Origin of the sequence: Dactylosporangium sp. NPDC048998 (assembly GCF_043197855.1) — a bacterium.
GTDB lineage: Bacteria > Actinomycetota > Actinomycetes > Mycobacteriales > Micromonosporaceae > Dactylosporangium.
In genome coordinates this window covers 192,265-217,528 of sequence record NZ_JBICTV010000004.1, presented here as the reverse complement: position 1 = coordinate 217,528, position 25,264 = coordinate 192,265, and the positions used below count along the sequence as shown (strand labels likewise).

The 25,264-nt window shown below is 70.7% G+C and carries 23 protein-coding genes and 1 pseudogene; 11 read left to right on the top strand and 13 right to left on the bottom strand.

The window, feature by feature from the left end; translation table 11 throughout:
- Positions 1-12 precede the first annotated feature (12 nt).
- The 7 genes and pseudogenes from ACGFI8_RS11755 to ACGFI8_RS11725 all read left to right on the top strand — a co-directional run bounded on the left by ACGFI8_RS11755 (position 13) and on the right by ACGFI8_RS11725 (position 6,654).
- Positions 13-150, top strand: a complete 138-nt coding sequence (locus ACGFI8_RS11755) for a hypothetical protein (protein WP_392803381.1) — start codon at positions 13-15, stop codon at positions 148-150.
- A 188-nt stretch (positions 151-338) separates the two neighbouring features.
- Positions 339-680 (top strand): annotated as a pseudogene (locus tag ACGFI8_RS11750) (hypothetical protein); the annotation flags it as partial.
- A gap of 398 nt (positions 681-1,078) precedes the next feature.
- A complete protein-coding gene (gene rsmG / locus ACGFI8_RS11745) occupies positions 1,079-1,774 on the top strand; it encodes a 16S rRNA (guanine(527)-N(7))-methyltransferase RsmG (protein ID WP_392803379.1) in 696 nt (231 codons plus the stop codon).
- A 519-nt stretch (positions 1,775-2,293) separates the two neighbouring features.
- The gene (locus ACGFI8_RS11740; RefSeq protein WP_392803377.1) at positions 2,294-3,613 is read left to right on the top strand and encodes an AAA family ATPase; all 1,320 of its coding nucleotides are present in this window, start codon (positions 2,294-2,296) and stop codon (positions 3,611-3,613) included.
- Positions 3,610-4,635: a ParB/RepB/Spo0J family partition protein gene (locus tag ACGFI8_RS11735; RefSeq protein WP_392803376.1), complete on the top strand. Its 1,026-nt coding sequence runs from the start codon at positions 3,610-3,612 to the stop codon at positions 4,633-4,635. The genes ACGFI8_RS11740 and ACGFI8_RS11735 overlap by 4 nt, the downstream gene beginning before the upstream one ends.
- Before the next feature lie 467 nt (positions 4,636-5,102).
- The gene (locus tag ACGFI8_RS11730; protein ID WP_392804051.1) at positions 5,103-5,825 is read left to right on the top strand and encodes a hypothetical protein; all 723 of its coding nucleotides are present in this window, start codon (positions 5,103-5,105) and stop codon (positions 5,823-5,825) included.
- A 148-nt stretch (positions 5,826-5,973) separates the two neighbouring features.
- Positions 5,974-6,654 (top strand): GNAT family N-acetyltransferase, encoded by a 681-nt coding sequence (locus tag ACGFI8_RS11725; protein ID WP_392803374.1) that lies wholly within the window; start codon positions 5,974-5,976, stop codon positions 6,652-6,654.
- Positions 6,655-6,730: 76 nt separating this feature from the next.
- On the opposite strand, the gene ACGFI8_RS11720 is transcribed toward ACGFI8_RS11725, so the two are convergent.
- The 7 genes from ACGFI8_RS11720 to murJ form a co-directional block, all read right to left on the bottom strand.
- Positions 6,731-7,912, bottom strand: coding sequence for an N-acetylmuramoyl-L-alanine amidase (locus tag ACGFI8_RS11720; RefSeq protein WP_392803372.1), 1,182 nt, complete (start codon positions 7,910-7,912; stop codon positions 6,731-6,733).
- A gap of 260 nt (positions 7,913-8,172) precedes the next feature.
- The gene (trxA, locus tag ACGFI8_RS11715; protein ID WP_392803371.1) at positions 8,173-8,508 is read right to left on the bottom strand and encodes a thioredoxin; all 336 of its coding nucleotides are present in this window, start codon (positions 8,506-8,508) and stop codon (positions 8,173-8,175) included.
- 36 nt (positions 8,509-8,544) lie between these two features.
- Positions 8,545-9,471, bottom strand: coding sequence for a thioredoxin-disulfide reductase (gene trxB, locus ACGFI8_RS11710; RefSeq protein ID WP_392803369.1), 927 nt, complete (start codon positions 9,469-9,471; stop codon positions 8,545-8,547).
- Between the two features lie 93 nt (positions 9,472-9,564).
- On the bottom strand, positions 9,565-10,476 hold the full coding sequence (locus ACGFI8_RS11705) for a hypothetical protein (RefSeq protein ID WP_392803367.1): 912 nt from the start codon (positions 10,474-10,476) through the stop codon (positions 9,565-9,567).
- Positions 10,473-11,192, bottom strand: coding sequence for an RNA polymerase sigma factor SigM (sigM, locus tag ACGFI8_RS11700; RefSeq protein ID WP_392803365.1), 720 nt, complete (start codon positions 11,190-11,192; stop codon positions 10,473-10,475). Before sigM ends, ACGFI8_RS11705 begins: the two co-directional genes overlap by 4 nt.
- Positions 11,193-11,219: 27 nt before the next feature.
- A complete protein-coding gene (locus tag ACGFI8_RS11695; protein ID WP_392803364.1) occupies positions 11,220-12,737 on the bottom strand; it encodes a protein kinase family protein in 1,518 nt (505 codons plus the stop codon).
- A 629-nt stretch (positions 12,738-13,366) separates the two neighbouring features.
- A complete protein-coding gene (gene murJ, locus ACGFI8_RS11690; RefSeq protein ID WP_392803362.1) occupies positions 13,367-15,304 on the bottom strand; it encodes a murein biosynthesis integral membrane protein MurJ in 1,938 nt (645 codons plus the stop codon).
- Positions 15,305-15,485: 181 nt separating this feature from the next.
- Here murJ and ACGFI8_RS11685 point away from each other — a divergent pair, with 181 nt between their 5' ends.
- A complete protein-coding gene (locus tag ACGFI8_RS11685) occupies positions 15,486-16,937 on the top strand; it encodes a CCA tRNA nucleotidyltransferase (protein ID WP_392803360.1) in 1,452 nt (483 codons plus the stop codon).
- Here the strand turns inward: ACGFI8_RS11685 and ACGFI8_RS11680 are convergent.
- A complete protein-coding gene (locus tag ACGFI8_RS11680; protein ID WP_392803358.1) occupies positions 16,915-17,403 on the bottom strand; it encodes a hypothetical protein in 489 nt (162 codons plus the stop codon). The two genes, ACGFI8_RS11685 and ACGFI8_RS11680, sit on opposite strands and share 23 nt — an antisense overlap.
- 232 nt (positions 17,404-17,635) lie before the next feature.
- Here ACGFI8_RS11680 and ACGFI8_RS11675 point away from each other — a divergent pair, with 232 nt between their 5' ends.
- On the top strand, positions 17,636-18,505 hold the full coding sequence (locus ACGFI8_RS11675) for a hypothetical protein (RefSeq protein ID WP_392803356.1): 870 nt from the start codon (positions 17,636-17,638) through the stop codon (positions 18,503-18,505).
- Here ACGFI8_RS11675 and ACGFI8_RS11670 read toward each other — a convergent pair.
- From ACGFI8_RS11670 to ACGFI8_RS11660, 3 genes are all read right to left on the bottom strand, one after another.
- On the bottom strand, positions 18,499-19,863 hold the full coding sequence (locus ACGFI8_RS11670) for an MFS transporter (RefSeq protein ID WP_392803354.1): 1,365 nt from the start codon (positions 19,861-19,863) through the stop codon (positions 18,499-18,501). The genes ACGFI8_RS11675 and ACGFI8_RS11670 overlap by 7 nt on opposite strands.
- A 105-nt stretch (positions 19,864-19,968) precedes the next feature.
- Complete coding sequence (locus ACGFI8_RS11665; protein ID WP_392803352.1) at positions 19,969-21,489, bottom strand: SPFH domain-containing protein; 1,521 nt, start codon at positions 21,487-21,489, stop codon at positions 19,969-19,971.
- 40 nt (positions 21,490-21,529) lie between these two features.
- Entirely contained in the window at positions 21,530-22,030 is a 501-nt protein-coding gene (locus tag ACGFI8_RS11660; protein WP_392803350.1) for an NfeD family protein, read from the bottom strand.
- An 82-nt stretch (positions 22,031-22,112) separates the two neighbouring features.
- Here ACGFI8_RS11660 and ACGFI8_RS11655 point away from each other — a divergent pair, with 82 nt between their 5' ends.
- Positions 22,113-22,601: a methylated-DNA--[protein]-cysteine S-methyltransferase gene (locus ACGFI8_RS11655; protein WP_392803348.1), complete on the top strand. Its 489-nt coding sequence runs from the start codon at positions 22,113-22,115 to the stop codon at positions 22,599-22,601.
- Between the two features lie 64 nt (positions 22,602-22,665).
- Here the strand turns inward: ACGFI8_RS11655 and ACGFI8_RS11650 are convergent, their stop codons facing one another.
- Positions 22,666-23,745, bottom strand: a complete 1,080-nt coding sequence (locus tag ACGFI8_RS11650) for an inositol-3-phosphate synthase (RefSeq protein ID WP_392804049.1) — start codon at positions 23,743-23,745, stop codon at positions 22,666-22,668.
- 23 nt (positions 23,746-23,768) lie between these two features.
- Positions 23,769-24,368, bottom strand: a complete 600-nt coding sequence (locus ACGFI8_RS11645) for a PadR family transcriptional regulator (RefSeq protein ID WP_392803346.1) — start codon at positions 24,366-24,368, stop codon at positions 23,769-23,771.
- A gap of 185 nt (positions 24,369-24,553) precedes the next feature.
- Here ACGFI8_RS11645 and ACGFI8_RS11640 point away from each other — a divergent pair, with 185 nt between their 5' ends.
- Positions 24,554-24,979: a DUF5318 domain-containing protein gene (locus ACGFI8_RS11640; protein WP_392803344.1), complete on the top strand. Its 426-nt coding sequence runs from the start codon at positions 24,554-24,556 to the stop codon at positions 24,977-24,979.
- Positions 24,980-25,264 lie beyond the last annotated feature (285 nt).

Sequence of the window (25,264 nt, the reverse complement as noted above, 5' to 3'; positions counted from 1 at the left end):
AAGATCCGCCGCTTGCTCATCACCTTCATCATCGCCACCGCCCGTGGCGTCATTCACCGGCTGAACTGGACCAACTGGCGCGGCGAGCACCAAGCCCGCCCCAGCCGCGCCCACTACCAACGACGCCTCAGAACCGAACTTGGCTCCTGATCACCAAGTGCGACTGCCGTACTAGGAGCGACCGTCATTTGGCTGGTGGAGCCAGTCCGTCAGCAGGTCGCCGTGATCATGCGCTCGACGGCCGCGGTGCGCGGGGTCTTCCGTGATCACGGAGTGAACGTGCTGCTCCTAGTACATGTTGACTCCGTGATCACGGCGGACCGCGCACGTCGGTCGGCGCGGATTGCACGCCCGTCCAGCGCCGGCTTGGACTTGGCTCCTCGAGATGCCAACGGCCCAATTGGGCGGTCGCTCCACGAGCTCAACGCGCGTTCTCCCTCGCCGCGTTCGCGTCGCTGTCCCATCCGCCCTCCTGCGCCTACGACGACCGCAAGCGAGCCGAGGGCAAACACAACGCCGCCCTCATCTGCCTGGCCCGCCGCCGCGTTGACGTCCTGCATGCCATGCTGCGCACCAAGCCCCGTACCGACTCCCTACCGACTCCCTACCGACGAGCGGTCGTAAGCGGCCTGACCCCGTCCGCACCGCCATCCCCAGACGAAGTCCATGTGCGAAGTTGACGACGATGCCCATGACCCGAAAGGACCATGGGGCGTAAACACCCGGGCGCCATCCGTGCCCGGCGCCTGCGCTTCGCGCCTCGCGTCCCACGTCCGCGCTTCGCGCGTCCTCGCATCCGCGTCCTCGCCCGCGCATGCGCGTCCTCGCATCCGCGCCCGCGTTCCGTGCTCCTCCTCCGGTCGCCGTCCCGCGTCGCGGCCCTGACGCGCGCTGCGCGTTCGGCCATCTCCGTTGCGCGCGTCCGGACCCCGTGCGGTGTGCTGCGCCGGCCGGGAACGTGGACAGCCGCCGTTTGTTTCACGTGAAACACGGGCTGCCGGATGGGTGGCCCTCCGACCCGAGCCGGGTGGGGCGAAGGACTGTCCCCCGCGTCCCGAGCCTCGCGGCGGAGCATGGTTTGCTTGACGGCATGGACGGTGCAGTACCCAGCGAAATCCTCCCCGCCGCGGAGAAGGTCTTCGGCGATCGTCTCCCCGTGGCGCACCGGTTCGCGGAGCTCCTCGTGACCGACGGCGTCGTCCGGGGCCTCATCGGGCCCCGGGAGGCCCCGCGCATCTGGGAACGCCACCTCCTCAACTGCGCCGTCGTCGCAGATCTCATTCCGTCGGGCGCCACGGTCGTCGACGTCGGGTCCGGGGCCGGTCTGCCCGGTATGGTGCTGGCGGTGGCTCGTCCCGACCTGTCCGTCACCCTGGTCGAGCCGCTCGCACGACGTACCGCATTCCTTTCCGAGGCGGTGACGACCCTCGGCCTCGACCGGACCACCGTGGTTCGCGCCCGGGCCGAGGAGTGCGTCGGCAAGCTCTCGCTCGCCGACGTCGTCACCGCCCGGGCAGTCGCTCCGCTCGACCGGCTCGCCGGTTGGTGCCTCCCCCTCACCGCCATCGGCGGTCGGCTGCTCGCGATGAAGGGTGCCTCCGCCGCGGCCGAGATCGCCGAACACGCGGAGGCGCTCGCCCGGCTCGGTGCGGGGACCCCGTCGGTGCGCACGTGTGGGGATGCCCTCCTCGCCGAGCCCACCACCGTGGTCGAGATCGTGCGTGAGCGGGAAGCCGCGCGCTCCAAGAAACCCGGGGGGCGCCGCGGCCGGTGACCCGGGGGCGGAACCGCGGCCCCGGGCAAGGGGAACGCGGAGGCACTCATGGGGGACGGCACGGCGGTCGGCATCGGTTGGCCGATGTCGCCGATACAGCGACTCGGCGGCCTGCTCCGCCGGGTTGACGGATTTTTGGTCTTTTGGCGCACGAGTCGGGGTGACAAGCCCAACGACGCGCCGGTCAGTCATGGCTCAGCCAGGCGAAGCGCCGTAGGCTGGCCCCGCGCCACTCTTCTGTCCGACGGAACGGGCCCTGAGGAAGCCGGCCTGGACGGAACGGATCCGAGCGGAACGCGCTCCAAGAGAGCGAGTGAAGACGGATTCGGTACCGACGGGACGGGTCTCGACGGGCCGAGCTCCGACCGGCGGGCTTCCGGCGGGCCCGGTTCGGTTACCCACACCTCAGGTACACCGGACCCCGGCTCACCGAGCGGGCCGGCACCGGAGCGCGCTCCATCGGGTTCGGCGGACGAGGCGGCCGAGGGTGCACATCTTTCCGAGCGGGACGGGACTGACATGGTGCGCGACAGCGGTGATGGTCCGGGCTACGGCGATGCAGACGGTCATGTTTCACGTGAAACGGGGATTGAGGGCTGGGGCGTCCGCCCCGCCGGACGAGCGGTGCCGCAGCCGCGGGTCGACGGCGTCGAGACGCCGCGGCCCGTCGAACCGGGGCGCGGGCCGGAGCCGGGGCGCCTCGAACCGGGGCGCGTCCCCGAGGCCGGGCGCGCGCTCGAGCCGACACGCGGGGGCACGGTGGAGTTTCACGTCACCGCACCATCCGAGCGATCATCAACCGGTACCCTTTACGGCCGGGGAGTATCGCCAACAGTCGACGCTTCTCCGGCCGAGGTGAGGCCCGAAAGACGGAACCCGCCATCCCCTCGGCCGCACCCGTCCGTCGTCACCGCGGATACCGAGGGCGCCATGACTGACGCGTACGTTGCACGTGAAACCGAAGACCCCCCGCTGGCACAGGAGGCAAAGCGCGCCGTGGAAATTCTCAATCCGAGCGGGGAGATCACGATGCCCCGCCCACCACGGCGTCGCACGATGTGTGTGGCCAATCAGAAGGGCGGCGTGGGCAAGACGACCACTGCGGTGAACATCGCCGTCGCCCTGGCGCTGCACGGCAACCGCGTGCTGGTGATCGACCTCGACCCGCAGGGCAACGCCTCCACCGGACTCAACGTTCCCCACCACTCCGGCGTCCCGGACGTGTACGACTGCCTGATCGACGGCGCCCCGCTCGACGCGGTGACCCAGCAGGTCGAGGGCATCCCGAACCTGTGGGCCGTACCGGCGACGATCGACCTCGCCGGGGCGGAGATCGAGCTCGTCTCGGTCGTCGCCCGCGAGTCGCGGCTCAAGCGTGCGATCGAGGCGGGCGGCAACGACTACGACTACATCTTCATCGACTGCCCGCCGTCGCTCGGCCTCCTTACGGTCAACGCGCTCGTCGCCGCCGAAGAGGTCCTCATCCCGATCCAGTGCGAGTACTACGCGCTCGAGGGTGTGCAGGCGCTCACGAACAACATCGAGCTGGTCCGGTCTCACCTCAACCCGAAGCTGGACATCACGACCGTCCTGCTGACGATGTACGACCGGCGCACGCGCCTGGCCGACCTCGTCGAGCAGGACGTGCGCAACCACTTCGGGGAGAAGTGCCTGAACGCCGTCATCCCTCGTAACGTGCGGGTGTCCGAGGCGCCGAGCTACAGCCAGTCGGTCATGACGTACGACCCCGGGTCCCGGGGTGCGGTCAGCTATTTCGAGGCGGCGCAGGAGATCGCGCTGCGCGGTGCGCAAGGTGCGCAGGTGGGAGGGATCGCATGAAGTCGAACCGACGTGGAGGTCTTGGGCGGGGGCTCGGGGCCCTCATTCCCACCGCCGCCGCGCCGGCCGATGGCGCGACCGGCACCGCGACCGCGCTCGCAACGCCGCCGCTCCAGGAGGTCCCCAACGGCGCCGTCGCCGCCGAGCCGGCGGCCGAGACGCTCGCCCCGGTGCCGGGCGCCCGCTTCGCCGAGATCCCGGTCGGCTCGATCGTCCCGAACCCGAAGCAGCCACGGCAGGTCTTCGACGACGAGGCGATCGAGGAGCTGAAGACCTCGATCCAGGAGGTCGGCTTCCTCCAGCCCATCGTCGTACGCGAGCTGCGCGAGGCGGACGGCGAAAACCAGTACGAGCTCGTGATGGGCGAGCGCCGCTGGCGGGCCGCCCAGGCGCTTGGCAAGGAGGCCATCCCGGCGATCGTCCGCGAGACACGCGACGACGCGATGCTCCGCGACGCGCTCCTGGAGAACATCCACCGGGCCAACCTGAACCCGCTCGAGGAGGCGGCCGCGTACCAGCAGCTGCTCGACGAGTTCGGCGCGACTCACGAGGAGCTCGCCAAGCGCATCGGCCGCAGCCGGCCGCAGATCTCGAACACCATCCGCCTGCTGAACCTCCCGGCCCCGGTCCAGCGCCGGGTCGCGGCCGGCGTCCTCTCGGCGGGCCACGCCCGGGCGCTCCTTGGCCTCGACGACTCGGAGGAGCAGGAGACGCTAGCGACCCGGATCGTGGCGGAGGGCCTGTCGGTGCGCGCCACCGAGGAGCTCGTCTCGCTCGCGATCTCGGAGGGCGGCTCGACCAAGAAGCAGGCCTCCCCGCAGCGGCGCGCGAAGCCGCATGCGCCGGCGCTGTCCGATCTCGCCGACCGCCTCTCGGACCGGTTCGACACCCGAGTCAAGGTCGACATCGGCCGCCGCAAGGGCCGCATCACGATCGAGTTCGCGACGGTCGACGACCTCGAGCGGATCGTCGGCATCATCGGCGTGCCCGACGAGTCCTCGGCCGGCCAGCGGGAGCAATAGCCCCGCGACCCGCTCCGAATCGAGGGCCGGACCCGCAAAGGGTTCGGCCCTCGATGTTTGAGCAGCCAAGCTTCGACCGAACGCCCAAAACGGGCCGTTCGGAACTCGCGGGGCTGAAAATCCGGGCAGTTGCGAATCTTGAGAGAACGGCTCTCAGGGAATCCTGTCCACAGGAGTTATCCACAGGCTCACCGGTTTCACGTGAAACCAGGTGCTAGATCGACCGCGGCCCTGTGGATGAACGCAGGCCCAGGCGGAGCGCCGAGGAGCCGTTATCCACAGGCGACATCACTCAGCCTGTGGATAACTCCCCGACACGGTGTCGGCTGTCCACAGGGTACGGACACCGGGGCCCCGATTCGGCTAGGGTCGGCTTCGTGCCTGAGACGCCAGCAACCCCGGCCACGCCCGCGCCCGGGACGCCCACCAATCCCGCACACGCGTCGGCCCAGCGGTCGCCCCAGCAGCTGCCGGCCTTCACGTACTGGCCGACATTCCCCTTCGAGGGCGACCTCCGGGTCAAGCGCCTCCTGGAGCCCGTGCCGATCGAGCCGCCGCGCCACGGCGACAACCCCTCGGAGTGCCGGGCGTGCTCGGCGCCCGACCAGGCGTACATCTGGGTGAGCGACCGCTGGCGGGTCCGCGCGCTCGATCGCCCCACGGGCCTGCCAGCCGTGCTGATCCTCGAGTCCCGCTCGCACCTCGACCTCGGCGACCTGCCGAACATGCTCGCCGCCGAGCTCGGCGTGATGACGGTTCGGCTTGAGCGTGCGATCCGCTCGCTCGACGGCGTCGCCCGGGTTCACGTGAACCGGTGGGGCGACGGCGCCGCGCACCTGCACGTGTGGTTCCTCGCACGGCCGTATGGGCGGCTTCAGCTCCAGGGCACGTTCCTCGCGCTGTGGGACGACATCCTCCCGCCGATCCCCGAGGACCGCTGGCGCGAAAACCTGGCGCTGGTCGCTGCGTGGCTCGCCGAGTTCGGCGGTCGGCCGCTCGCCGAGCCGCCGCGCATCAACTGGACCGCGCCGACGACGCTCGCCACGCGCGAGCGCGACGACGCGCTGGAGCCGGCCGCGGCTGCCGAGGAGAACGACGACGTCGTGGTCCCGGAGCCGGCCGAGGGCAACGGGGACGCGCCCGACGACGTCACGGAAAATCCGAAGGACGAACCCGGGCGTCAGGGGTAGAACGAACCCCGGGGGTAGAAAGGTATGGGGTCCGACGGAGTGGGGCCGGATCCCAGGGATGAGGAACTGTAGGCGGATGGCTCCCGCGGTGGATCGTGAGTGCGTACCATCATGACGAGCTAATGCCGGGTGCGGTGGAGATGGGCCAATGTCGCGACGTCTCGTCAGTCTGACGCTCGACACCCTCGAGGATCTTCCTCGATCGTGCCGCGAATGCGTGTTCTGGGAACTCGATCCGGTCGCGGCCGACCGCGCCTGCGCCAACGGCGATCCGGGTCTCGAGAAGGAGGCCTGGGTCTCGCAGACGCTGCTCGAGTGGGGCTCGTGCGGCAAGCTCGTCTACGTCGACGGCATGCCGGCAGGGTTCGTGATGTTCGCCCCGCCGGCATACGTGCCGCGCAGCATGGCGTTCCCGACCTCGCCGGTCTCCGCCGACGCGGTACTGCTGATGACGGCGCACGTCGTCCAGCCATTCGCCGACGGCGGGTTGGGCCGGATGCTCGTCCAGGGCGTCGCGCGCGACCTCACCAAGCGCGGTGTGAAGGCGATCGAGGCGTTCGGCGACGCGAAGTTCGGCGAGGTCGACGAGGCGGGCCGCAACGAGCGCGGCTGCCTCGCGCCGGCCGACTTCTTCCTGTCGATCGGCTTCAAGACGGTAAGGCCGCATCCCCGCTATCCGCGGCTGCGCCTCGAACTGCGCACGGCCCTGTCGTGGAAGTCCGACGTCGAGTACGCGCTCGAGAAGCTCCTCGGCTCGATGAGCCCGGAATCACTGCTTCGCCCGGTTCTTCCGGTTCGCCCGGCAACACGCGAAATGACCTCGCCCTGAGGCCGGCGGTCGTACGCCGGCCGTCAAAGGCCAAAGTCAAAGGCCAAAGAGGCCCCAGAAGCAAGCGGGGCAGGGATCAGGCGGTCGGTGCCGGGGACGAGCTGGTCAGCGCCCGCAGGAGGCTGACGTCGATCGAGCCTGTCGGCACGTCCGCCTCGACCGGCAGGTACATCCGCTGTACCGCGGCCATGATGGCCTCCACGACCCGGTCGCGAAACGCCGGGTCGATGAGCTGCTGCCGGTCGGAGGGCGAGGTCAGGTAGCCGACGTCGACCCGCACCGCCGGCATCTTGGTGAGCCGCAGCAGCTCCCACGTCTTCGCGTGCGTGTGGCAGTCCCGCAGCCCGGTGCGCACGACGATCTCGCGCTGGACGAGCCCGGCGAGGCGCTCGCCGACGACCGAGGTCGGGCCGGTGACCGACCCGTAGTGGTACGTGGCCACGCCGTCCGCGGCCGGGCTGTGGTGCCCGTCGATGTGGATGGAGATGAGCAGGTCGGCGCCGAGATCGTTGGCGAGCTGTACCCGGTCACGATCGCTCAGGACGTTGATGGGCTGCGGACCCCTGGTGAGGTTCACCCGCATCCCCGCGGCCGCCAGGCGGCCCTCCAGGCGGGCCGCAAGGTCGTACACGAGGTCGGCCTCCACCCACCGGAGCGGGCCGTCGGGGACCACGTTGCCCGCATCGGGGCCGCCGTGCCCGGGGTCGATCACGATGCGCTTGCCGAGCAGCGTCGGGCCGGACTCGCGGAAGGTCTCGGCCTCGCGGAGGAGCTGCGGGCGCCCGCCGATGACCTTGCGGCCGAGCCGGCGCAGCGCGCCGACCGTGGCCGGCCCGCACTCGCCGTCGGGGCGCAGCCCGACCTCGCGCTGGAACTGGGCCACCGCGTGCGCGGTGCGCCCGCCGTAGATGCCGTCGGCGCGGGCGGGGTTGTACCCCATCTCGAGGAGGCGCTCCTGCAGCTGACGCACGTCGTCGCCGATGTAGGGGTCGGCGACGGTGTGGAACAGCGCGCGCTGGCCGAGCCGCCACCGGGCCGCGTCGAGCGCGCGCCAGGTCTCGTCGCCCACCTCGCCGTCGACGGTCAGGCCGCGGCTCTGCTGGAAGGCGCGTACGGCCCGCTCGACGTCCGCGTCGTACTCGGGATCGCCCGCGGACGGATCCGAGGGCAGGAGGGCTTCCAGCAGCTCCAGCACGACAAGAATGCCGCGGATCTCGGCTACCGCCGCTCCCCGCGCCCCGCGCCGGATTGCCCGCATATGGTCCTCCTGAAAAGCCTGTGGCCCCGCGACGGAAATCGTACGTGCCCGGCCGAGCACACCGTTATGGGGCGAATTACCCATGCGGCGCCGCGCTTGCGAGGCAGCGTACTCTCACCACCCCAGCGGCGCGCCCCAGAGCAAGGCAGGCCGAGCCGAAACACCGACACCGCCCATGCCCAGGCAGGCGCGACCCACACCAACGAATCGCCCCGCCTCCGCGAAGTCGGGGAGGCGGGGCGGGTGTCCGGGAGAGCGGGTCAGGCCGGGTCGAGCGCCGACTCGATCAGCCGTACCAGCGCGCTCTTCGGTTTGGCCCCAACTTCTGACCGGAACGGCTCGCCGCCCTTGAACACGGTCAGCGTGGGCACCGAGAGGACCTGGTAGGCGCGGGCGATCTCGGGGTTGCTGTCGATGTCGACCTTGACGATCTTCACCTTGTCGGCGAGCTCGCCGGCGGCGATCTCGTTCAGCATGGTCTCGATCTTGCGGCACGGCTGGCACCATTCCGCCCAGAAGTCCACGAGAACCGGAATATCCGATTTGAGGACGTCGACCTCGAAGGTCTTGTCGCTGACGGGCTGGATGGCTCCCATGCGCTCTCCTTCTCTCAAGCTTTCGAAAACCGCTGCTTACAGCGCCGCGATGAACCGCTCGGCGTCGAGGGCCGCGGCGCAACCGGTGCCGGCGGCGGTGATCGCCTGCCGGTACGTGTGGTCGACGACGTCGCCGGCGGCGAACACGCCCTCGATGTTGGTCCGGGTGCTCGGCGCGGCCACCTTCACGTAGCCCTCGTCATCGAGCTCCACCTGCCCGCGGAACAGCTCACTGCGCGGATCATGGCCGATCGCCACGAACACGCCAGCTACCGGCAGGTCGGTCTCCTCGCCGCTGACGACGTTCTTGACCCGCACGCCGCCGACGCGGCCGCCACCGTCCAGGACCTCCGTCACGACGCTGTTCCAGAGGACCTCGATCTTCTCGTTCGTCAGCGCCCGCTCGGCCATGATCTTGCTGGCCCGGAACTCGTCGCGGCGGTGGATGATGGTGACCTTGGTGGCGAACCGGGTGAGGAAGGTCGCCTCCTCCATGGCCGAGTCGCCACCGCCGACCACGACGATCTGCTCGTTGCGGAAGAAGAAGCCGTCACAGGTCGCACAGGACGACACGCCGCGGCCGAGCAGCTCCTGCTCGCCGGGGACCTGCAGCGGGCGCCACGCGGAGCCGGTGGCCAGGATGACGGCCTTGCCGCGGTATTCGGTCTCGCCGACCCACACGCTCTTCACCGGGCCCTCCAGGGCCACGCGGGTCGCGTCGTCGGTGATGAACTCGGCGCCGAAGCGCTCCGCCTGCTTGCGCATGCTGTCCATGAGCTCGGGCCCGTTGATCCCGTCCGGGAAGCCCGGGAAGTTCTCCACCTCGGTGGTCGTGACCAGCGCGCCACCGGAGGTGACCCCCTCGATCACCAGCGGCTTGAGGTTGGCACGGGCGGCATAGACCGCAGCCGTGTATCCGGCCGGACCGGACCCCACGATGATCAGGTTGCGGACCTCGTCCACGGTCGACTCCTCGAGTTTCAGCCTGTGCCAGCAAAACGTCATCCTACGAAGCGGCAATTCCCGCTGGGAGGTGACTCGTGTGCCACATCACCGCTACGGGGCGGTGGTCCGGTACCGCTCGTCGGCGATGGCGCCCCCGACGCCGCAGTCGGGCCCGACCACGACGATGAGCCGCTTGCCGGCCCCGACCCGCGTGCCGTCGACGACAACCACGAGCGCGGCCTGGCCTTCGAACGCGGCGTAGTCGACAAGCGACACCTGACCACCGTATTCCTTGGTGATCGCGGTGAGGCAGGCGGCCCGGGCGGCGGGCGCGCTTAGCCGGGCCAGCGGGCTCGGCACGGCCGTCGGCGCGCTCGCGACGAACGACGCGGTCCCGGTGGCGCCCTCGCCCTGCACGTTGTCGTTGCCGGTCTTGGGCACGTCGCCAGGCTGGCCCTCGGCGAGCTGGCCGAGGGTGCCACGCCCGTAGTCCCGGCCGCTGCTGATCACGGGCGAGTTGCCGGTCGCTTTGCCGTCCGACCCCGCGCCCGAACGGGTCTGGCCGCCGTCCGGCGCGGCAGCGACGCCCGGCACCCCCGACGAGGCGTCCTCCCGGGCCGCGGTGCCCATCCGGATCGCCTGCACGCCCACGCCGCCGCAGACGACCACCGCGGCCGCCGCGGCGAGCCCGATGGTCCAGCGTGCCCGGCGCCGTCTGCGTGCCTCCCGCGCCCGCGCCAGATCAACGACCGGGGCGTCCGCCGGGGGCGCGGTGATCGCCCCGGCCAGGGCCGCGTCCAGCCGCTGCTGCACATCCAGCGGTACCGCCGGAGCTTCGGCGCCCAGCGCGTGCAGCTCGTCGCGCATGGCGGCGTCGGCGGTCACGAGCATCGCGTATGCCTCGGCCCAGCTCGTCTCGGTGCTCACCAGGTGGCGTACGTCGTCCGCCTCCGGGGTGCCGTCGAGCGCCCCGCCGACGAAGTCGGCGAGCCGGTCGAGGTCGGCTTCGGAGAAGGCCGTCACGCGCCACTCTCCTTTCCGGACGCGGATGGGACGTCGCCGGCGACGTCGGTCGCCGGCTCGGCCCGGGCCTCGGCGGCGGCGTCGGCCCGGACCGGGGTCCGCACCGGCGCGGCAGCGTCGGCCCGGACCTCAGATGGGACGCGGCCGCCGTCGACCGGGTTCCGCAGATGACCGAGGAGCACCGCCAGCCGGGCCCGGCCGCGCGCGCACCTGCTTTTGATGGTGCCCTCCGCGACGCCGAGTATCACCGCCGCCTCGGCGACCCCGTAGCCCTGCACGTCGACCAGGACGAGCGCCGCGCGCTGTTCGGCCGGGATCTGCTGCAGCGCCTGCCGCACGTCCATCACGGTGTCGCGGTCGGTGGCCGGCGCCGGTGTGACGTCGGTCTCAGGCAGGGGTACCGTCGGGCGGGCCTGCCGCCGCCGGACACGGTCCAGGCAGGCGTTCACCACGATCCGGTGCAGCCACGTGGTGACGGCCGAGTCGCCCCGGAAGTTGCCCGCCGCCCGGAACGCCGACAGCAGCGCGTCCTGCAGGGCGTCGGCCGCCTCCTCGCGATCGCCGAGCGTGCGCAAGGCGACGGCCCACAGCCGGTCCCGATGGCGCCGCACCAGCTCGGCGAAGGCGTTCGGATCGCCCGACGCGTGGGCGCGCAGCAGCCACGCGTCGTCGCGCACCTCGCGCGCGCCCGGCTTCGCAGCGTCCACGGCACGCACCCTATCGACCGGAGCCGGTCCGTGGGGTCACTGCACGCGGACGGTTATCTCTCCGATAGCCACCCGGTATCCGCCGGAGTTCTCCTTGGGCAGCTTCGTGATCCACACGAGCAGGTATTGCGTCTTCTGCTCCGGCCCGTTGAAGAGGGTCGTGGAGCTCATGCTCTGGCGCGGCTGGCCGACCACCGTGTATTGCGCCACGGTCGCCGCGTCCTGCGAGCTGCCGCTGCCGAGGTCGGCGGTGCCGGTGCGCAGCTCACCGTCCGCGCCCGGCGTCTGCAGCATGACCTGCACCGACACGACCTTCTTGGGCTCGCCGAGGTCGATCCACACGCCCATGCCCGGCTTCTTGCCGCCGAAATCGGCCCTCGTGTACCGCTCGGTCTTCCACACCGTGCTGGGATCCCCGTCCACGGTGTTCGCCGCGTCCTTGACCTCGGAGCGGCTGCCCCCCGGGGGGTCGACGATGCGGACCTTGCTCGGGTCGATCTTCAGCTCGACCGGCTGTCCGGGCGGCTGGGCCTGCTGCGAGGCGCTCGCCCCCGGCGGCGTGGTGGCCGGCGTCTCCGGCGGGGCCGGGTCGCCCAGCACCCGCGCCGCAGCCAGCGTGCCGGCCAGCGCGAGCACCAGCAGCCCGACGACGCCGACGGCCAGCTTGCGCCCGGCCGGCTTCGGCGGTGCGGTGGACGCGGCCGCGGAGTCGAAGGCGTCGAAGTCGACGCGCCCGCCCTCCTCGCCCGCCATCTCCTCCTCGTCGAAGCTGCCGAACGACGCGAGCTCGCCCGCGAGCGACTCGGCCGAGGGCAGCGGAAGATCGGGGTTGAGCAGGTCGGCGACCAGCGAGTCCAGGTGCGCCGGAACGCCGGCGCGCACCTGCCGCGGCGTCTGCAGCGCCCCGGAGGAGTCGCGCACGCCGTCGGGCACCGAGTAGGAGCCCGCCTCCGCGTGCGGCCAGTATCCGGTCAGCGCGCAGTACAGGATCGCGCCGATCGACCGGATGTCGGTCTCGGGCGTCGCCCCGTCGTCGGCCCGCGCGTCGGTGAGGACCACCCGCCCGTCGTGCGCGACCAGGACGGTCCCGGGGTGCACGTTGCCGTGCGCCATCCCGGTCCCGTGCAGCGCCGCGACGGCGTCGGTGACGGCCCATGCGATGGCGACCGACCGCCCGGCGTCCAGCGGCCCGGACGCGACGATGTCGCGCAGCGCGATGCCGTCCACCCATTCGCGCACGACGTAGGCACGATGGCCCTCGTCGATCGCGTCGTAAACGCCGACCAGGTGCGGATGCACGATGCGGCTGGCGGCGACCGCCGCGGCCAGCATCTCCTTCGCGCTCCCCCCGCCGGGGTGGCGCAGGACCACCGCCACCGGGCGGCGCAGGATGACGTCGATGCCGCGGTACAGCTGGCGGCCTAGCGAGTCGTTGCCGATGTGCTCTTCGAGCTGGTATCGCTCGGCCAGGATTTCACCGACGGATGGGGTGCCGAAGGTCAGGACCTGGGGGATGCCCCCCGAAGCCTGAAGCCCTTCGTCGAGCTCAGCCACCCGTCCTCCCTTCCGATCCGTGTGCCGACCTGTGGCGTCTGTCGTAACGCGAGTCGCAGTCACTAAGCCTAAGCGCTTCGGCAGGGCGCCGGGGTTGACCTTACCTGCCGCCAGTTCGGTCTCCGACACGTCATCATCTCCGGACCACCCCGCGTGAGGCCAATTGATCACCCATGCCGGGACATCGCCGTCATTTACCTTTCACCGACTTTTCACCGATTCGTCGCGGCCACAGGCCCTCAGCCCGCCCGCCCAGCAACCCGGGCCGAGACAGTCCACGCGCATTGGCCGAACACGACAAATCGCCAATCTCCGCACAACCCGCGATGCACGCAGGTAAAAGGCACCACCAGGTTCCCGCGCAACATCGACCTGCAGAGTTCACGCGCGCGGCTGACTCGGCATCCACTGTTCTTGGTGGGCCGGCTCCCAGTTCCCCGGGCCGCGCCCGTGCCCACTCCGGCTCGTCCCGCCGACGGGACCCAGTGTCTGCCCGCCGTATCCGCGACTATGCGTCTCGGCAGCCTCGGCCTTCCCGGCTCGGGGCGCGCCGACCCCCTGCGCTGCGACGACCCGCCAGCGCGGCCCGCCCCGGTGGCGCGAGGTCGGTCAGCGGGGCGCGGGCGCCGTCAGCGACCCAGCCGCGAGCGCACCATGCCCGCGAACTGCCGTACCTCCGGGACCTTCAGGAACACGGCGCCCGCCGCATACCCGGCCAGCAGCACCGCGCTGCCGACCAGCAGCTGCACGATGCCCTGCAGCTTGCCCGGGTCGATGATCTGGCCGATCACCCACGAGGTCCCCAGCGCGAGCAGGCCGGCGGCGGCGGCCGCCACCCCGAGGCGGATGAGGGTGTCCAGCAGGCGGCGCAGGCCCAGACGGCCCAGACGGCGGCGCAGGAGCACGTAGCCGACGATGAGCGCCGCGATGTACGACAGGGCCGTGCCCACCATCAGCGAGGTCGTCACGACCGCGACCGGCAGGATGAAGTAGAAGCCGATGTCCAGCACCAGGCGGACGGCCACGCCGCCGATGTTGACCAGGGCCGGCGTCTTCGTGTCGCGCATCGCGTAGAACACGCTCGTCTGCATCTGGCTCAGCGCGAACGGCACGAGGCCCAGGCCGGCCGCGGCGACCACCGAGCCCGTCGCCAGCGCCTGGTCGTAGTCGTAGCTGCCGAAGTTGAACAGCGTCACCGCGAGCGGGCGGCCGAGGACCACGTAGATCGCGGCGGCCGGGATGAGGATCACCGAGGCGAGCCGGCTGCCCTGGGCGAGCTGGTCGGTCACGTCGCCGAACCGGCCGTCGGCCGCGGCGGCGGAGATGCGCGGCATGATCGCGGTAATGACGGACACGGCCACGATGCCGTGGGCCATCATGAAGATCAGGAACGCGTTGTTAAACACGGCGGGGCCGGCGCCGCCGTGGAGCTGGGTTTGCTTCGCCAGCGCCATGACGACGGTGATGCCCAGCTGGTTGACGCCGACGTAGAGCAGCATCCAGGCGCCGAGCTTGCCCAGCTCGCGCAGGTGCAGCTTGCGGAAGTCGAAGCGCCACTTCCAGCGGAATTCGGTCTTGCGCAGCGCGGGCCACAGGCCGGCCGCCTGGACGACGATGCCGAGTGTGGTGCCGACGCCGAGGACCAGCACCTGGGTGAGGGTGATCGTGTCGGGGGTCGGCCGCCCACCGTCGCGGACCAGCATGAACACGCCGGCCGTGAGGATGACGACGACGTTGTTGAGGATCGGCGTCCACATCGGCGCGGCGAATTGCCCGCGCACGTTGAGGATCGCGGCGAAGATGCCGGCCAGGCCGTAGAAGAAGATCTCCGGCAGCAGCAGATAGGCCAGCAGCGTGACCAGGTCGCGGTCGGCCGACGTCACCTTGTCGTTGCCGAGCGTGTAGATCGCCGTGATCAGGGGCGCCGCGACGACCACGATCAGAGTGGCCGCGCCGAGGGCGACGGCGGCCAGGGTCAGCAGCCGCTGGGCGTGCGCCTGGCCGCGGTCGGGCTCCTCCTTGCGGGCGCGCACCAGCGTCGGGATCAGGACGCTGGCGAGCACCCCACCGAGCAGCAGCTCATACACCTGGTTGGGCAGGTTGTTGGCGAGCGTGTAGTCGTCGCCGACCACCCCGCCCCCGATGGCCGCCGCGATGGCCGCCGCCCGTACGAAGCCGGTCGCCCGGCTGACCAGGCTGAGGATGGCCATCGTGCTGCTGTTGCGCACGACGGTGCCGGTGCTGTCGTCGTCGGCCGCGGACGGCGGGGCGGACTCCTCCACGACCGGCGCGTCGACGACCACCTGCGGGCGCGGGGTGATCAGTGGCAGGGCGACGGTGGGCGCGTTGGCCGGGTCGAACGTCATGCCCTCCGGCCGCTGGCCGACGTGCAGCCGGACGGTCTGACCAGGGTCGGGCGGGGCCGGTGTGGCCGGCCGCGGCTCGGGGGCCGGCGGCAGCACCTGGGTCGGCTCCTCAGGGACGCGATGGGCGCCGCCGGTCGGGTGTAGCCGGACGGTGGGCTCGTTCCAGCCCCCGCGCTGTGCCGGGTCCGTACCGGAATCCATTCACCACACCTCGACTCGGCCGTACTTCCGTTCGCAGCACAGACCATAGTGGCACCCACCGACACTTTGGCGGCCCGGCGGATTTCGCGCGACGGGACGAGCACGCGGCCGCTACCCTCGGTGCCTGCTCACCCCGTAGCGATAGGCTGTTCGACCGATGCCCGAGACCACGCGTATGACGATGTCCGACTCCGCCCGCGCCCTGACCGAGGCCCAGCGCCGTGCCGTGCACGAGCTGCTGCGCGTCTCCCCCGTCGCCGACGAGCTCGGCCGCCGGTTCGCCAAGGCCGGCCGGGAGCTGTATCTCGTCGGGGGCTCGGTCCGTGACGCGCTGCTCGGCCGCCTGGGCGACGACCTGGACTTCACCACCGACGCCCGGCCCGAGGAGACGCTGCGGATCATCGACGGCTGGGCCGAGGCGGTGTGGACCACCGGCCAGGAGTTCGGCACGATCGGTCTCGCCCGCCGCGGGCTGCGCATCGAGGTCACGACGTTCCGTGCGGACGCATACGACCGCGTCAGCCGTAACCCGATCGTGTGCTACGGCGACAATCTCGCCGACGACCTGCGCCGGCGCGACTTCGCGGTGAACGCCATGGCGGTGTCGGTGCCCGGCCACGAGTTCACCGATCCGTACGGCGGCCTGGCCGACCTCGCCGATCGCGTGCTGCGCACGCCGGGCGAGCCCGAGGAGTCCTTCGCCGACGACCCGCTGCGCATGCTGCGTGCCGCCCGGTTCGTCAGCCAGCTGGGCTTCGCGGTGGCGCCGGAGGTGCGCTCCGCGATGACCCGGATGGCGGGCGACCTGTCCCGGATCACGGCCGAGCGGATCCGCGACGAGTTCGTGAAGCTCATGTGCGGCGCCGACCCGATCGCCGGCCTGCGACTGCTGGTCGACACCGGCCTGGCCCAGCAGTTTCTGCCGGAGCTCAACGGCCTCAAGCTGGAGATCGACGAGCACGCCCAGCACAAGGACGTCTACGAGCACACGCTGATCGTCGTGCGCAACGCGATCGCCCACGAGCGCGAGGGCGCCGACTTCACGCTGCGCATGGCCGCCCTGATGCACGACATCGGCAAGCCGGCGACGAAGGCGATCGGCCCGGACGGCGGCGTGAGCTTCCACCACCACGAGATCGTCGGCGCCCGGCTGACCAGGCAGCGGATGAAGGCGCTGAAGTTCCCCAAGGACGTGATCTCCGACGTGGCCGAGCTCGTGGCGCTGCACCTGCGCTTCTACGGGTACGGCCGGGGGGAATGGACGGATTCGGCCGTGCGCCGTTACGTCACCGACGCCGGCCCACTGCTGTCCCGGCTGCACAGCCTCACCCGGTCGGACGTGACCACGCGCAACCGGCGCAAGGCGGCGCAGCTGGCGGCCGACTACGACGCGCTGGAGGAGCGGATCGCGCGCATCGCCGCCGAGGAGGACCTCGCGAGGGTGCGGCCCGACCTCGACGGCAACGCGATCATGGAGCTGCTCGGGGTGCCGCCCGGCCCGATCGTCGGCCGCGCGTGGCGTCACCTCAAGGAGCTGCGCCTGGAGAGAGGCCCGCTCGAGCACGACGAGGCGATCGCGGAGCTGTTGCGGTGGGCCGAGGCCGAAGGCATCACGCCACCCGGATCTCGCTGATCTGCACGGCGAGCTTGGGCGGTCCGTCCGGACGGCCGGTCGTCGTCCCGGCCGCGGCGGCCGCGCTGCTGGTCGCGGGCCCGGCGGTCAGCGGCTCGCCGACCTGGGGCGCCGGGCCCCGGCCCGAGGCGCCGCCGCTCGGGGAGCTCACCGATCCGCCGATGGACTCGACCGACCCGCGCCCTGAGGCGGACGCCAGATAGGCCACCACCGCGCAGACCGCCAGGGCGAGCGCCGCCCCGCCCGCGACGGGCACGTCCCATCGGGGCCGGCCAGGGGGCGTCGGCCCGGGTGGCGGACCGGCAGGCGGCGCGAACTGCGGATTCTCGCGGGTGGAGTCCGGCGCGGCGGCCCGCGGCGACTCGGGCCGCACCGCGCCGGGGACCCCCGGCTCGGGCGCGGCGGTCGGCAGCGGCTCGGCGAGCTCGGGCGGCCGCACGGTGTCGGGCTCCGGTTGTGTTGACATTTCGTAATCGTAAGACTACGGAAAGCGACAGACTTATCGCTAGTTGCTCGTTGTCGGAAGCCCGACCCCGGTGCGTCGTGCATGTGGCGATTCAGCCGGTTCTGTGTGTAGACCAGGTCCGCTACCGTCGCTAGCACGAATCCCCCCGTCGGCCGCAACCCCCTGGGCCGGTAACCCCGGAACTACCTGATATCTGGAGGCAGACATGCAGCCGTGTCCCAACTGCGGCGGCATGGGCATTGATGCGAACGGCTACTGCACGCAGTGCCGCACCTATCGAGGCGTCCCACAGGCGCCACAGCAGCCGACGAGCGGCACGCCCTACAGCGGCGCACCGTACGGCGGACAGCAGCCCTATGCCGGATACCCCACCAGCTCCGGACCGTCGTACTCGGCTCCGCCGTCCTACTCCGACCCGGTCAGCGCCCCGCCCACCGGCTACGGCGCGACCTACGGCGGCTCGTCCGGCGGGTCGAGCCGCAACAAGTTCCTGACGCCGATCCTGGCGCTCTCCGGGGTGCTGGTGGTCCTGGTCGTCGCGATCGTCGTGGTTGCCCTGGTGAAGAAGGGCGGCGACGACAACAAGACCACGCCGCAGGCCAACTCGACCACCGGGCCGGCCGCCGCCACCACCAAGGCGAGCGCGAAGCCGACGGCCGCGATCGACGAGTGCCTGGTCGGAACGTGGACGACGAAGACCTACACCGAGCAGATGCCGATGGACGGCGTCGGCAACGTCCCGATCACGCTGCAGAAGAACGGCTCGACGTTCAAGTTCACCCCGGACGGCAAGCTGAGTCAGACGTACAAGGACAGCACTTTCACCGCGAACCCCACCATCCAGGGCAAGCAGGTGCCGATCACCATCACGGTGAACGCGACGGCGACCTCGGACGTGGCCACCACCAGCGGCAGCATCGCCTACTCCAACGTCCAGGCGACGGGCACGATCAACACCAAGGCCCCGTCGATCAACTTCGACGAGACCAACCCGTTCGAGACGGACGACAACCCGGCGAAGTACACCTGCAACGGTGACAACCTCACCATGACCAATTCGCAGGTCAGCCTGACCGCGACGAAGACCAGCAGCAGTTACTGAGCCGCGGGCTTCACCGCCCCGCCGGGGTCGGCGATGTCGTCGCCGACCCGGCGGGCCCAGCGGCCGCCCAGTGCCGCATATCCGGCCGCGGCCAGCACATATCCGGCCGCGACCGCGATCAGCACCGGCGCCGACCGCCCGTTGTCGGGCAGGGCGAGCGCACCGAGATACATGCCGGCGACGAGCGTCACGTTGAACGCGGTGTCGTTGATGCTGAACACGCGACCGCGGAACTCGTCGGCGCACTCGTGCTGCAGCGACGTGTCGGTCACGATCTTGATGCCCTGCGCGGCGAGGTTGATCATGAACACCGCGCCGAGCAGCGGCAGCGGGTCGAAGGGCAGCCCGAAGGCGAGAATGCCCGCGCCGGTCGCGGCGAGCAGGATCGTCACCCAGCGCCAGCCGCCGATCCGGCGCGTGACCGGGGGCGTCACGAACGACGCTATGAGCATGCCGACGCCGCCCGCGGCAAAAGCATTGGCGATGGTACCGAAGGAGCCGCTCACGTCGTCGCCGTGGTTGAACACCGTGCGGAAGAGCAGCAGGCTGGCGAGCAGGATCACGCCGTACAGCAGCCGGAACATCGCCTGCGCGAGCATCAGGTAGGCGGCGCCGCGCTTGGCCGCGAGGTGCCGCACGCCGGCCGCCGTGCCGCGGCTGGTCTCGTTCAGGGCCGTGAGGATCGAGCCGTCGCGCCGGCTCTCGGCGTCCGGGCCGAGCTCGTCGGGGTCGAAGGACGCCCGTCCGACGAGCGCCGAGGCCAGGTAGAAGACCGCGGCGACCGCGGCGACCAGCGCATATCCGTGGAACGACGTGGCCAGGACCGTCTTGATGAGCACCGCGCCCGCGCCGATGCCGATCGAGAAGCTCAGCGAGCCGAGCGTGGCGGCGAACGAGTTGGCGGTCACCAGCATGGAGTCGGTGACCACGTGCGGCGTGGCGGCGGACAGGCCGGCCAGGAAGAACCGGTTGAGCCCGATGACCACGAGCGCGAGCAGGAACGTTATCGGTGACTCGTTGCCCCGCCAGATGTACAGCGCGATGGGCAGCACGAGCGCCGCGCGGACCAGGTTGGCGACGCTGACGATCGAGCGGCGGCGCCAGCGGTCCAGGAACACCCCGACGTACGGGCCGATGAGCGAGTACGGCAGCAGCAGGATCGCGAAGCCCGCCGCGATCGCCATCCCCCCGGCGCGCTTCTCGGGGTTGAACAGCACGCTGCCGGCCAGCGCGCCCTGGAACAGCCCGTCGCCGACCTGGGCGATCATCCGTACGGCTATCAGCCGGCGGAAGCCCCGCTGCCGTAGCACGGCGCGCACGAAATGCGCCTGGGCTTGGACGACGACGGTGGCGGACACGGCAAAAGCCTACGGCGCCCGGACCACGGCGCGACCCGCGCGAGCCGAAGAGGGCCCGCGCCGTGCGGCGCGGGCCCTGGAATCACTTCCGCATCACTCTGTCGTTCAGGACTTCGGCGCCTCGACGGCGGGCCGGCCGTTGACCGGATCGGCCCCGTCCGACAGGCCACCCAGCCGGCTCAGCAGCTTGGGCAGGTCGATGCCGGTCAGGTCGGTGCCCAGTTGCAGGCCCTGGGCGACGTTGTTCGCCACCGACTTGGTCAGCGACGACGCGCCGTCGGTCGAGATCACCGTCATCTTGTCGATGTTGCCCATCGGGTCGCTGGCCGCCTTGACCACGTCCGGCATCACCCGGACGAGGAGGTCGAGGATCGCGGCCTCGCCGTAGGTGGCGAAGGCGTCGGCCTTGAGCTTCATCGCCTCGGCCTCGGCCTGGCCGCGAGCCAGGATCGCCGACGCCTCGGCCGTGCCCTCGCGCTCCAGCGCCTCGGCGATGGCGATGCGCCGGCGCTGCTCGGCCTCGCCCTCCTTGGCGCCCTCGATCGCGTTGGCCTCGGCGAGCGCGGCGCGGCGGGACCGCTCGCCCTCACCGGTGAGGCGGGCCTGCTCGGCCTGCGCCTGCGCGGCGGCGATGGTCGCCTGCCGCTGCGCCTCGGCCTTGGCGATCGCGGCGTTCTTGGCCGCCTCAGCCTCCTGCTCCACCCGATACCGCTCGGCGTCGGCCGGCTTGCGCACCTCGGTGTCGAGCTGGCGCTGCTTGAGCTCGGCGTTGCGCTCGGCCACCTTCTGCTGCTCGGCGAGGATGGCCTGGTCGCGCTCGGCCTGGGCGAGCGGGCCGGCGGCCGCCGACTTCGCCTTCGCCGCGTCGATCTCGGCCTGGATCCCGGCCTGCTTGAGGGCCAGGTTCCGGTTGGCCTCGGCGATCGCCTCCTCGGACTTGAGCCGCTCGGACTCGGCGGCCTGGCGTGCGTGCGCCTCGGCGATGGCTGCGTCGCGCACCACCCGGGCGGCCTCGGGCCGGCCCAGGTCGGCGAGGTAGGAGCCCTCGGCGAAGATGTCCTGCAGCTGGAAGGTGTCCAGCACCAGGCCCTGGTTGGTCAGCGAGTGCTCGGCCTCTTCGGCGACCGCGCTGGCGAACGCCGTGCGGTCGCGGATGATCTCCTCGATCGTCAGCCGGCCGACGATCGCGCGCAGCGCGCCGGCCAAAACCTCGCTGGTGAACAGGTCGATGCCCTGCTGCTGGTTGAGGAAGCGCTGCGCGGCGGCGCGGATGGCGTCCTCGGTGCCACCGACCTTCACGATCGCCACGCCCTGCAGGTTGGCCCGGATGCCCTGCTTGCTCACCGCGCCGGTGATCTCGACGTGGATGCGGCGGCTGGACAGGTCGAGCACCTGCAGCCTCTGCACGATCGGCACTACGAAGACCGATGCGCCCATGACGACCTTCTGCCCGGACAGGTCCGTCGAGCGCGTGCCGTCGACGGCCTGCACCGACTTGCCCTTGCGGCCGGTGATGATGAACGCCTCGTTCGGGCCGGCCACCTTGATCCGCGAGACGATGAAGAGCAACAGGAACAGGGCCAGCAGCACTGCGCCGCCGATCGCGACGAGCAGAACGGTATCCATCTGCTTCCTTCTTTTTTCCGAGGGGGTTTCTTCCGACGATTTATAGGGGGGTTTCTTCGACGATCACGCTCGTGGGGCTGGTCGCCTGCACCACGAGGACCCGGGCGCCGAGCGGGATGGGCCGGTCCGCGCGGGCGTTGAGCTTGACCGGCTGGCCGCCCAGGGAAATACGCACCTCGCCGAAGCCGTTGCTCAAGATGGGCGTGACGACCACACCGGTGGTGCCGATCATGTCGCGCTGGGTGGGGGTCGCGTCGGTGCGCATGTTGATCGCCATGCGGGCCAGCCGGGTGGCGATCCAGGCGGTGGGCAGCGCCGCGACCAGGCCGGCGACGGCGGGCACGAGCGGGCCGTCGGAGCCGGTGAGCGCGCCGACGGCCGCGCCGGCGAAGCCGAAGGCGCCGATGAAGCCGGCGACGGCGGGCAGCGAGAAGGGTCCGTCGGCGTCGGGATGGCCGAAGTGGAGGAGGTCGCCGATGAGCAGGGACAGGGCCAGCACCGCGACACCGACGCCGCCGATGATGAGGAATGTCGTCTCCACCGTGCCCTCCCCTCAACGACAACTGCAGGGTAACCCTGCCGCGCCACCCGGGTCGTCCGACGAAAGGGGCACAATGGGCGTCGTGCGGTGGGTCGAGGTTCAGGCGCCGATCGATGCGCTCGGGGTCGCGGTCGACGAGACCGGCGTATGCCGAGTCCAATTCGGGGGCGTGCCGCCGAACGTGACGGTCTCGCCGCCGGACGAGGTGCTCGCGCGCGCCACCGACGAGCTCACCCGCTATTTCGCCGGCGAGGACGTCGCATTCACGGTGCCGTTGTCGGTGCGCGGCGGCTCGGAGTTCGAGCGCGCGGTGTGGCGGCAGCTCTACGCCATCCCCTACGCCGAGATGCGCACGTATGGCCAGATCGCGGCCGCCGTGGGCGAGCCGGACGCGGCCCGCGCGGTGGGCACCGCCTGCAACCGCAATCCGATCCCGGTCATCATTCCCTGCCACCGGGTAGTCGGCGCCGACGGCAAACTGGTCGGCTTCGGCGGCGGCCTGTGGCGCAAGAAGGTCCTGCTGGAACTCGAGGCCCGCGTGCGCATCGAGCGCGAGTTCGGCCTCGGCTGAAAACACTGACATGAAAAGGGCCGGCTCGCGTTCGCGGGCCGGCCCTTTCGCGGTACCGAATGATCTAGCGCTCGATCTCGCCCTTGATGAACTTCTCGACCGAGTCGTGGGCGTCGTGGTCGTTGTACTGGACCGGCGGCGACTTCATGAAGTAGCTCGACGCCGACAGGATCGGGCCGCCGATGCCGCGGTCCTTCGCGATCTTCGCGGCGCGCAGCGCGTCGATGATGACGCCGGCCGAGTTCGGGGAGTCCCAGACCTCGAGCTTGAGCTCCGCGTTCAGCGGCGTGTCGCCGAACGACTTGCCCTCGAGGCGGATGTACGCCCACTTGCGGTCGTCGAGCCACGGCACGTGGTCGGACGGGCCGATGTGCACGTCGGACTTCACCATCTCGTGCGGGATCTGCGACGTCACCGACTGGGTCTTCGAAATCTTCTTCGAGACCAGGCGCGTGCGCTCCAGCATGTTCATGAAGTCCATGTTGCCGCCGAAGTTGAGCTGGTAGGTGCGCAGCAGCTCGACCCCGCGGTCCTCGAAGAGCTTGGCCAGCGCGCGGTGCACGATCGTGGCACCCACCTGGCTCTTGATGTCGTCGCCGACGATCGGCAGGCCGGCGTCTTCGAACTTCTTGGCCCACACCGGGTCGGAGGCGATGAAGACCGGCAGCGCGTTCACGAAGGCGCAGCCGGCGTCGATCGCGGCCTGCGCGTAGAACTTGTCGGCCTCGTCGGAGCCAACGGGCAGGTAGGACACGACCACGTCGACCCGCGCCTCGCGCAGGGCGGCGGCCACGTCGACCGGCTGCTCGTCGGACTCCTCGATGATCTCGCGGTAGTACTGCCCCATGCCGTCGAGCGTCGGGCCGCGCTGGACGGTCACGCCGGTGGGCGGGACGTCGCAGAACTGGATGGTGTTGTTCTCGCTCGCGCTGATGGCCGCGGCGAGATCCTGGCCGACCTTCTTCGCGTCCACGTCGAACGCCGCCACGAACTCGACGTCGCCGACGTGGTAGTCGCCGAACTTGACGTGCATCAGACCCGGTACCCGGTCATTCGGGTCGGCGGTGCGGTAGTACTCCACGCCCTGGATCAGGGACGAGGCGCAGTTGCCGACACCGACGATGGCAACGCGGACGGAGCCCATCGCGGATGCCTCCTTCTTGTTGTTCACGATGACCGCTCCGGATCCTGTGCCGAAGGCGGCTGAGGGGTCGTGCCATTGCGTTCGTTCGCAATGAGCTCTTCGAGCCAGCGAACCTCGCGCTCGCAGGCATCCAGGCCGTGACGCTGCAGTTCGAGCGTGTACGCGTCGAGTCGTTCGGCGGCCCGGCTGAGCACGTCGCGCATGCCCTCACGACGCTCCTCGACGCGACGACGGCGGCCCTCGAGGATCCGCAGCCTGGTCGCGGGGTCGGTGCGCGCGAAGAACGCAAAGTGCACCCCGAAACCGGCCTCGCTGTCGTAGGTCTCGGGGCCGGCGGCGCTGAGCAGATCCTGGAACCGCTCCTTGCCTTCCGCGGTGATCGTGTAGACCACGCGGCCCCGCTTGCCGGTGAGCAGGGGCACCTCTTCGGTGCTGGCCGGCATGCCCGCCGGCGCACCCTCGGTGATCCAGCCGTCCGCCTGAAGGCGGCGCAGCGTCGGGTAGAGCGAGCCGTAACTGATGGCGAAGCGGAACGCCCCCAGCTTGGTCGTCAGCTGCTTGCGCAGCTCGTAACCGTGCATCGGGGACTCGTGCAGGAGACCCAGGATCGCCAGTTCGAGCACTCCCGGCCTCCTTCCCGTAACCGGCCCGATGTATCGGTCCGATACATCGAACGGTAAGCCTCTACCCCGAACGGATGCAACAAAACTGACCAAGTGGGTTCGAACACAGCGCTGGTCGTCTATCGGACGGTTACCGATCGTGACCGAGGTCGCCCTCGGCGGCAGGACCGCGTACCCTCGGGCGCATGCGTACCCAGCGTCAGGTCGTGGACTTCTCCTTGCGGAGACGCGCCCTGCTGCGTGAGGTGCAGTCGGGCCGCGTCGGCACCTATGAGGTGTGCGACGCATCGCCATATCTGAAAAGTGCAGCGAAGTTCCACGGCGAGCCGACGGACGAGCTCTGCCCCGTCTGCCGCCGCGAGAACCTCACCCATGTGCATTACATCTATGGGGACGAGTTGCGGCAGTCCTCCGGACAAGCCCGCCGCCTCGCCGAGCTGCCGATCCTGGCGATGACGCTGAGTGAGTTTCACGTCTACGTGGTGGAGGTCTGCCGCGAGTGCGGCTGGAACCACCTCATAGAGCAGTACCTCCTGGGCCGCGACGGGCTCGCGGCCGGGCAGGACGACGGCGAGCGGCCGTCGCGCCTGCGGGGAGGGACGGCCGAGTGAACCTGCTGCGCGTGTCGACGCGTTGTCACGAGGACGAGAGCGAAGGCGCGGACCCCCTGCTGGGGCCCGCGACGCGTGGCAGCGGCGCCGCGACGGCCAGGCCGCCCGACGAGTGGCTCAGGTCACAGACATGATGGCGACGGAGCATGCGACGACGATGCAACCGGCAAGGTGGGACGAATGAACTACGGTGACCCGAGCAACCCCCAATCGGGCCGCGCGCAGGTTCCTGGGATCCAGCCGGAACCCCCATCCTCCGGCCCGCCGGCCGGGCGGGCCCAGGTC

Coding starts and splice junctions, on each gene's coding strand:
- ACGFI8_RS11740 (WP_392803377.1), top strand. CDS start 2,294: ATGGTGCGCGACAGCGGTGATGGTCCGGGCTACGGCGATGCAGACGGT.
- ACGFI8_RS11735 (WP_392803376.1), top strand. CDS start 3,610: ATGAAGTCGAACCGACGTGGAGGTCTTGGGCGGGGGCTCGGGGCCCTC.
- ACGFI8_RS11725 (WP_392803374.1), top strand. CDS start 5,974: ATGTCGCGACGTCTCGTCAGTCTGACGCTCGACACCCTCGAGGATCTT.
- ACGFI8_RS11720 (WP_392803372.1), bottom strand. CDS start 7,912: ATGCGGGCAATCCGGCGCGGGGCGCGGGGAGCGGCGGTAGCCGAGATC.
- trxA (WP_392803371.1), bottom strand. CDS start 8,508: ATGGGAGCCATCCAGCCCGTCAGCGACAAGACCTTCGAGGTCGACGTC.
- murJ (WP_392803362.1), bottom strand. CDS start 15,304: ATGGATTCCGGTACGGACCCGGCACAGCGCGGGGGCTGGAACGAGCCC.
- ACGFI8_RS11685 (WP_392803360.1), top strand. CDS start 15,486: ATGTCCGACTCCGCCCGCGCCCTGACCGAGGCCCAGCGCCGTGCCGTG.
- ACGFI8_RS11680 (WP_392803358.1), bottom strand. CDS start 17,403: ATGTCAACACAACCGGAGCCCGACACCGTGCGGCCGCCCGAGCTCGCC.
- ACGFI8_RS11675 (WP_392803356.1), top strand. CDS start 17,636: ATGGGCATTGATGCGAACGGCTACTGCACGCAGTGCCGCACCTATCGA.
- ACGFI8_RS11665 (WP_392803352.1), bottom strand. CDS start 21,489: ATGGATACCGTTCTGCTCGTCGCGATCGGCGGCGCAGTGCTGCTGGCC.
- ACGFI8_RS11650 (WP_392804049.1), bottom strand. CDS start 23,745: ATGGGCTCCGTCCGCGTTGCCATCGTCGGTGTCGGCAACTGCGCCTCG.
- ACGFI8_RS11640 (WP_392803344.1), top strand. CDS start 24,554: ATGCGTACCCAGCGTCAGGTCGTGGACTTCTCCTTGCGGAGACGCGCC.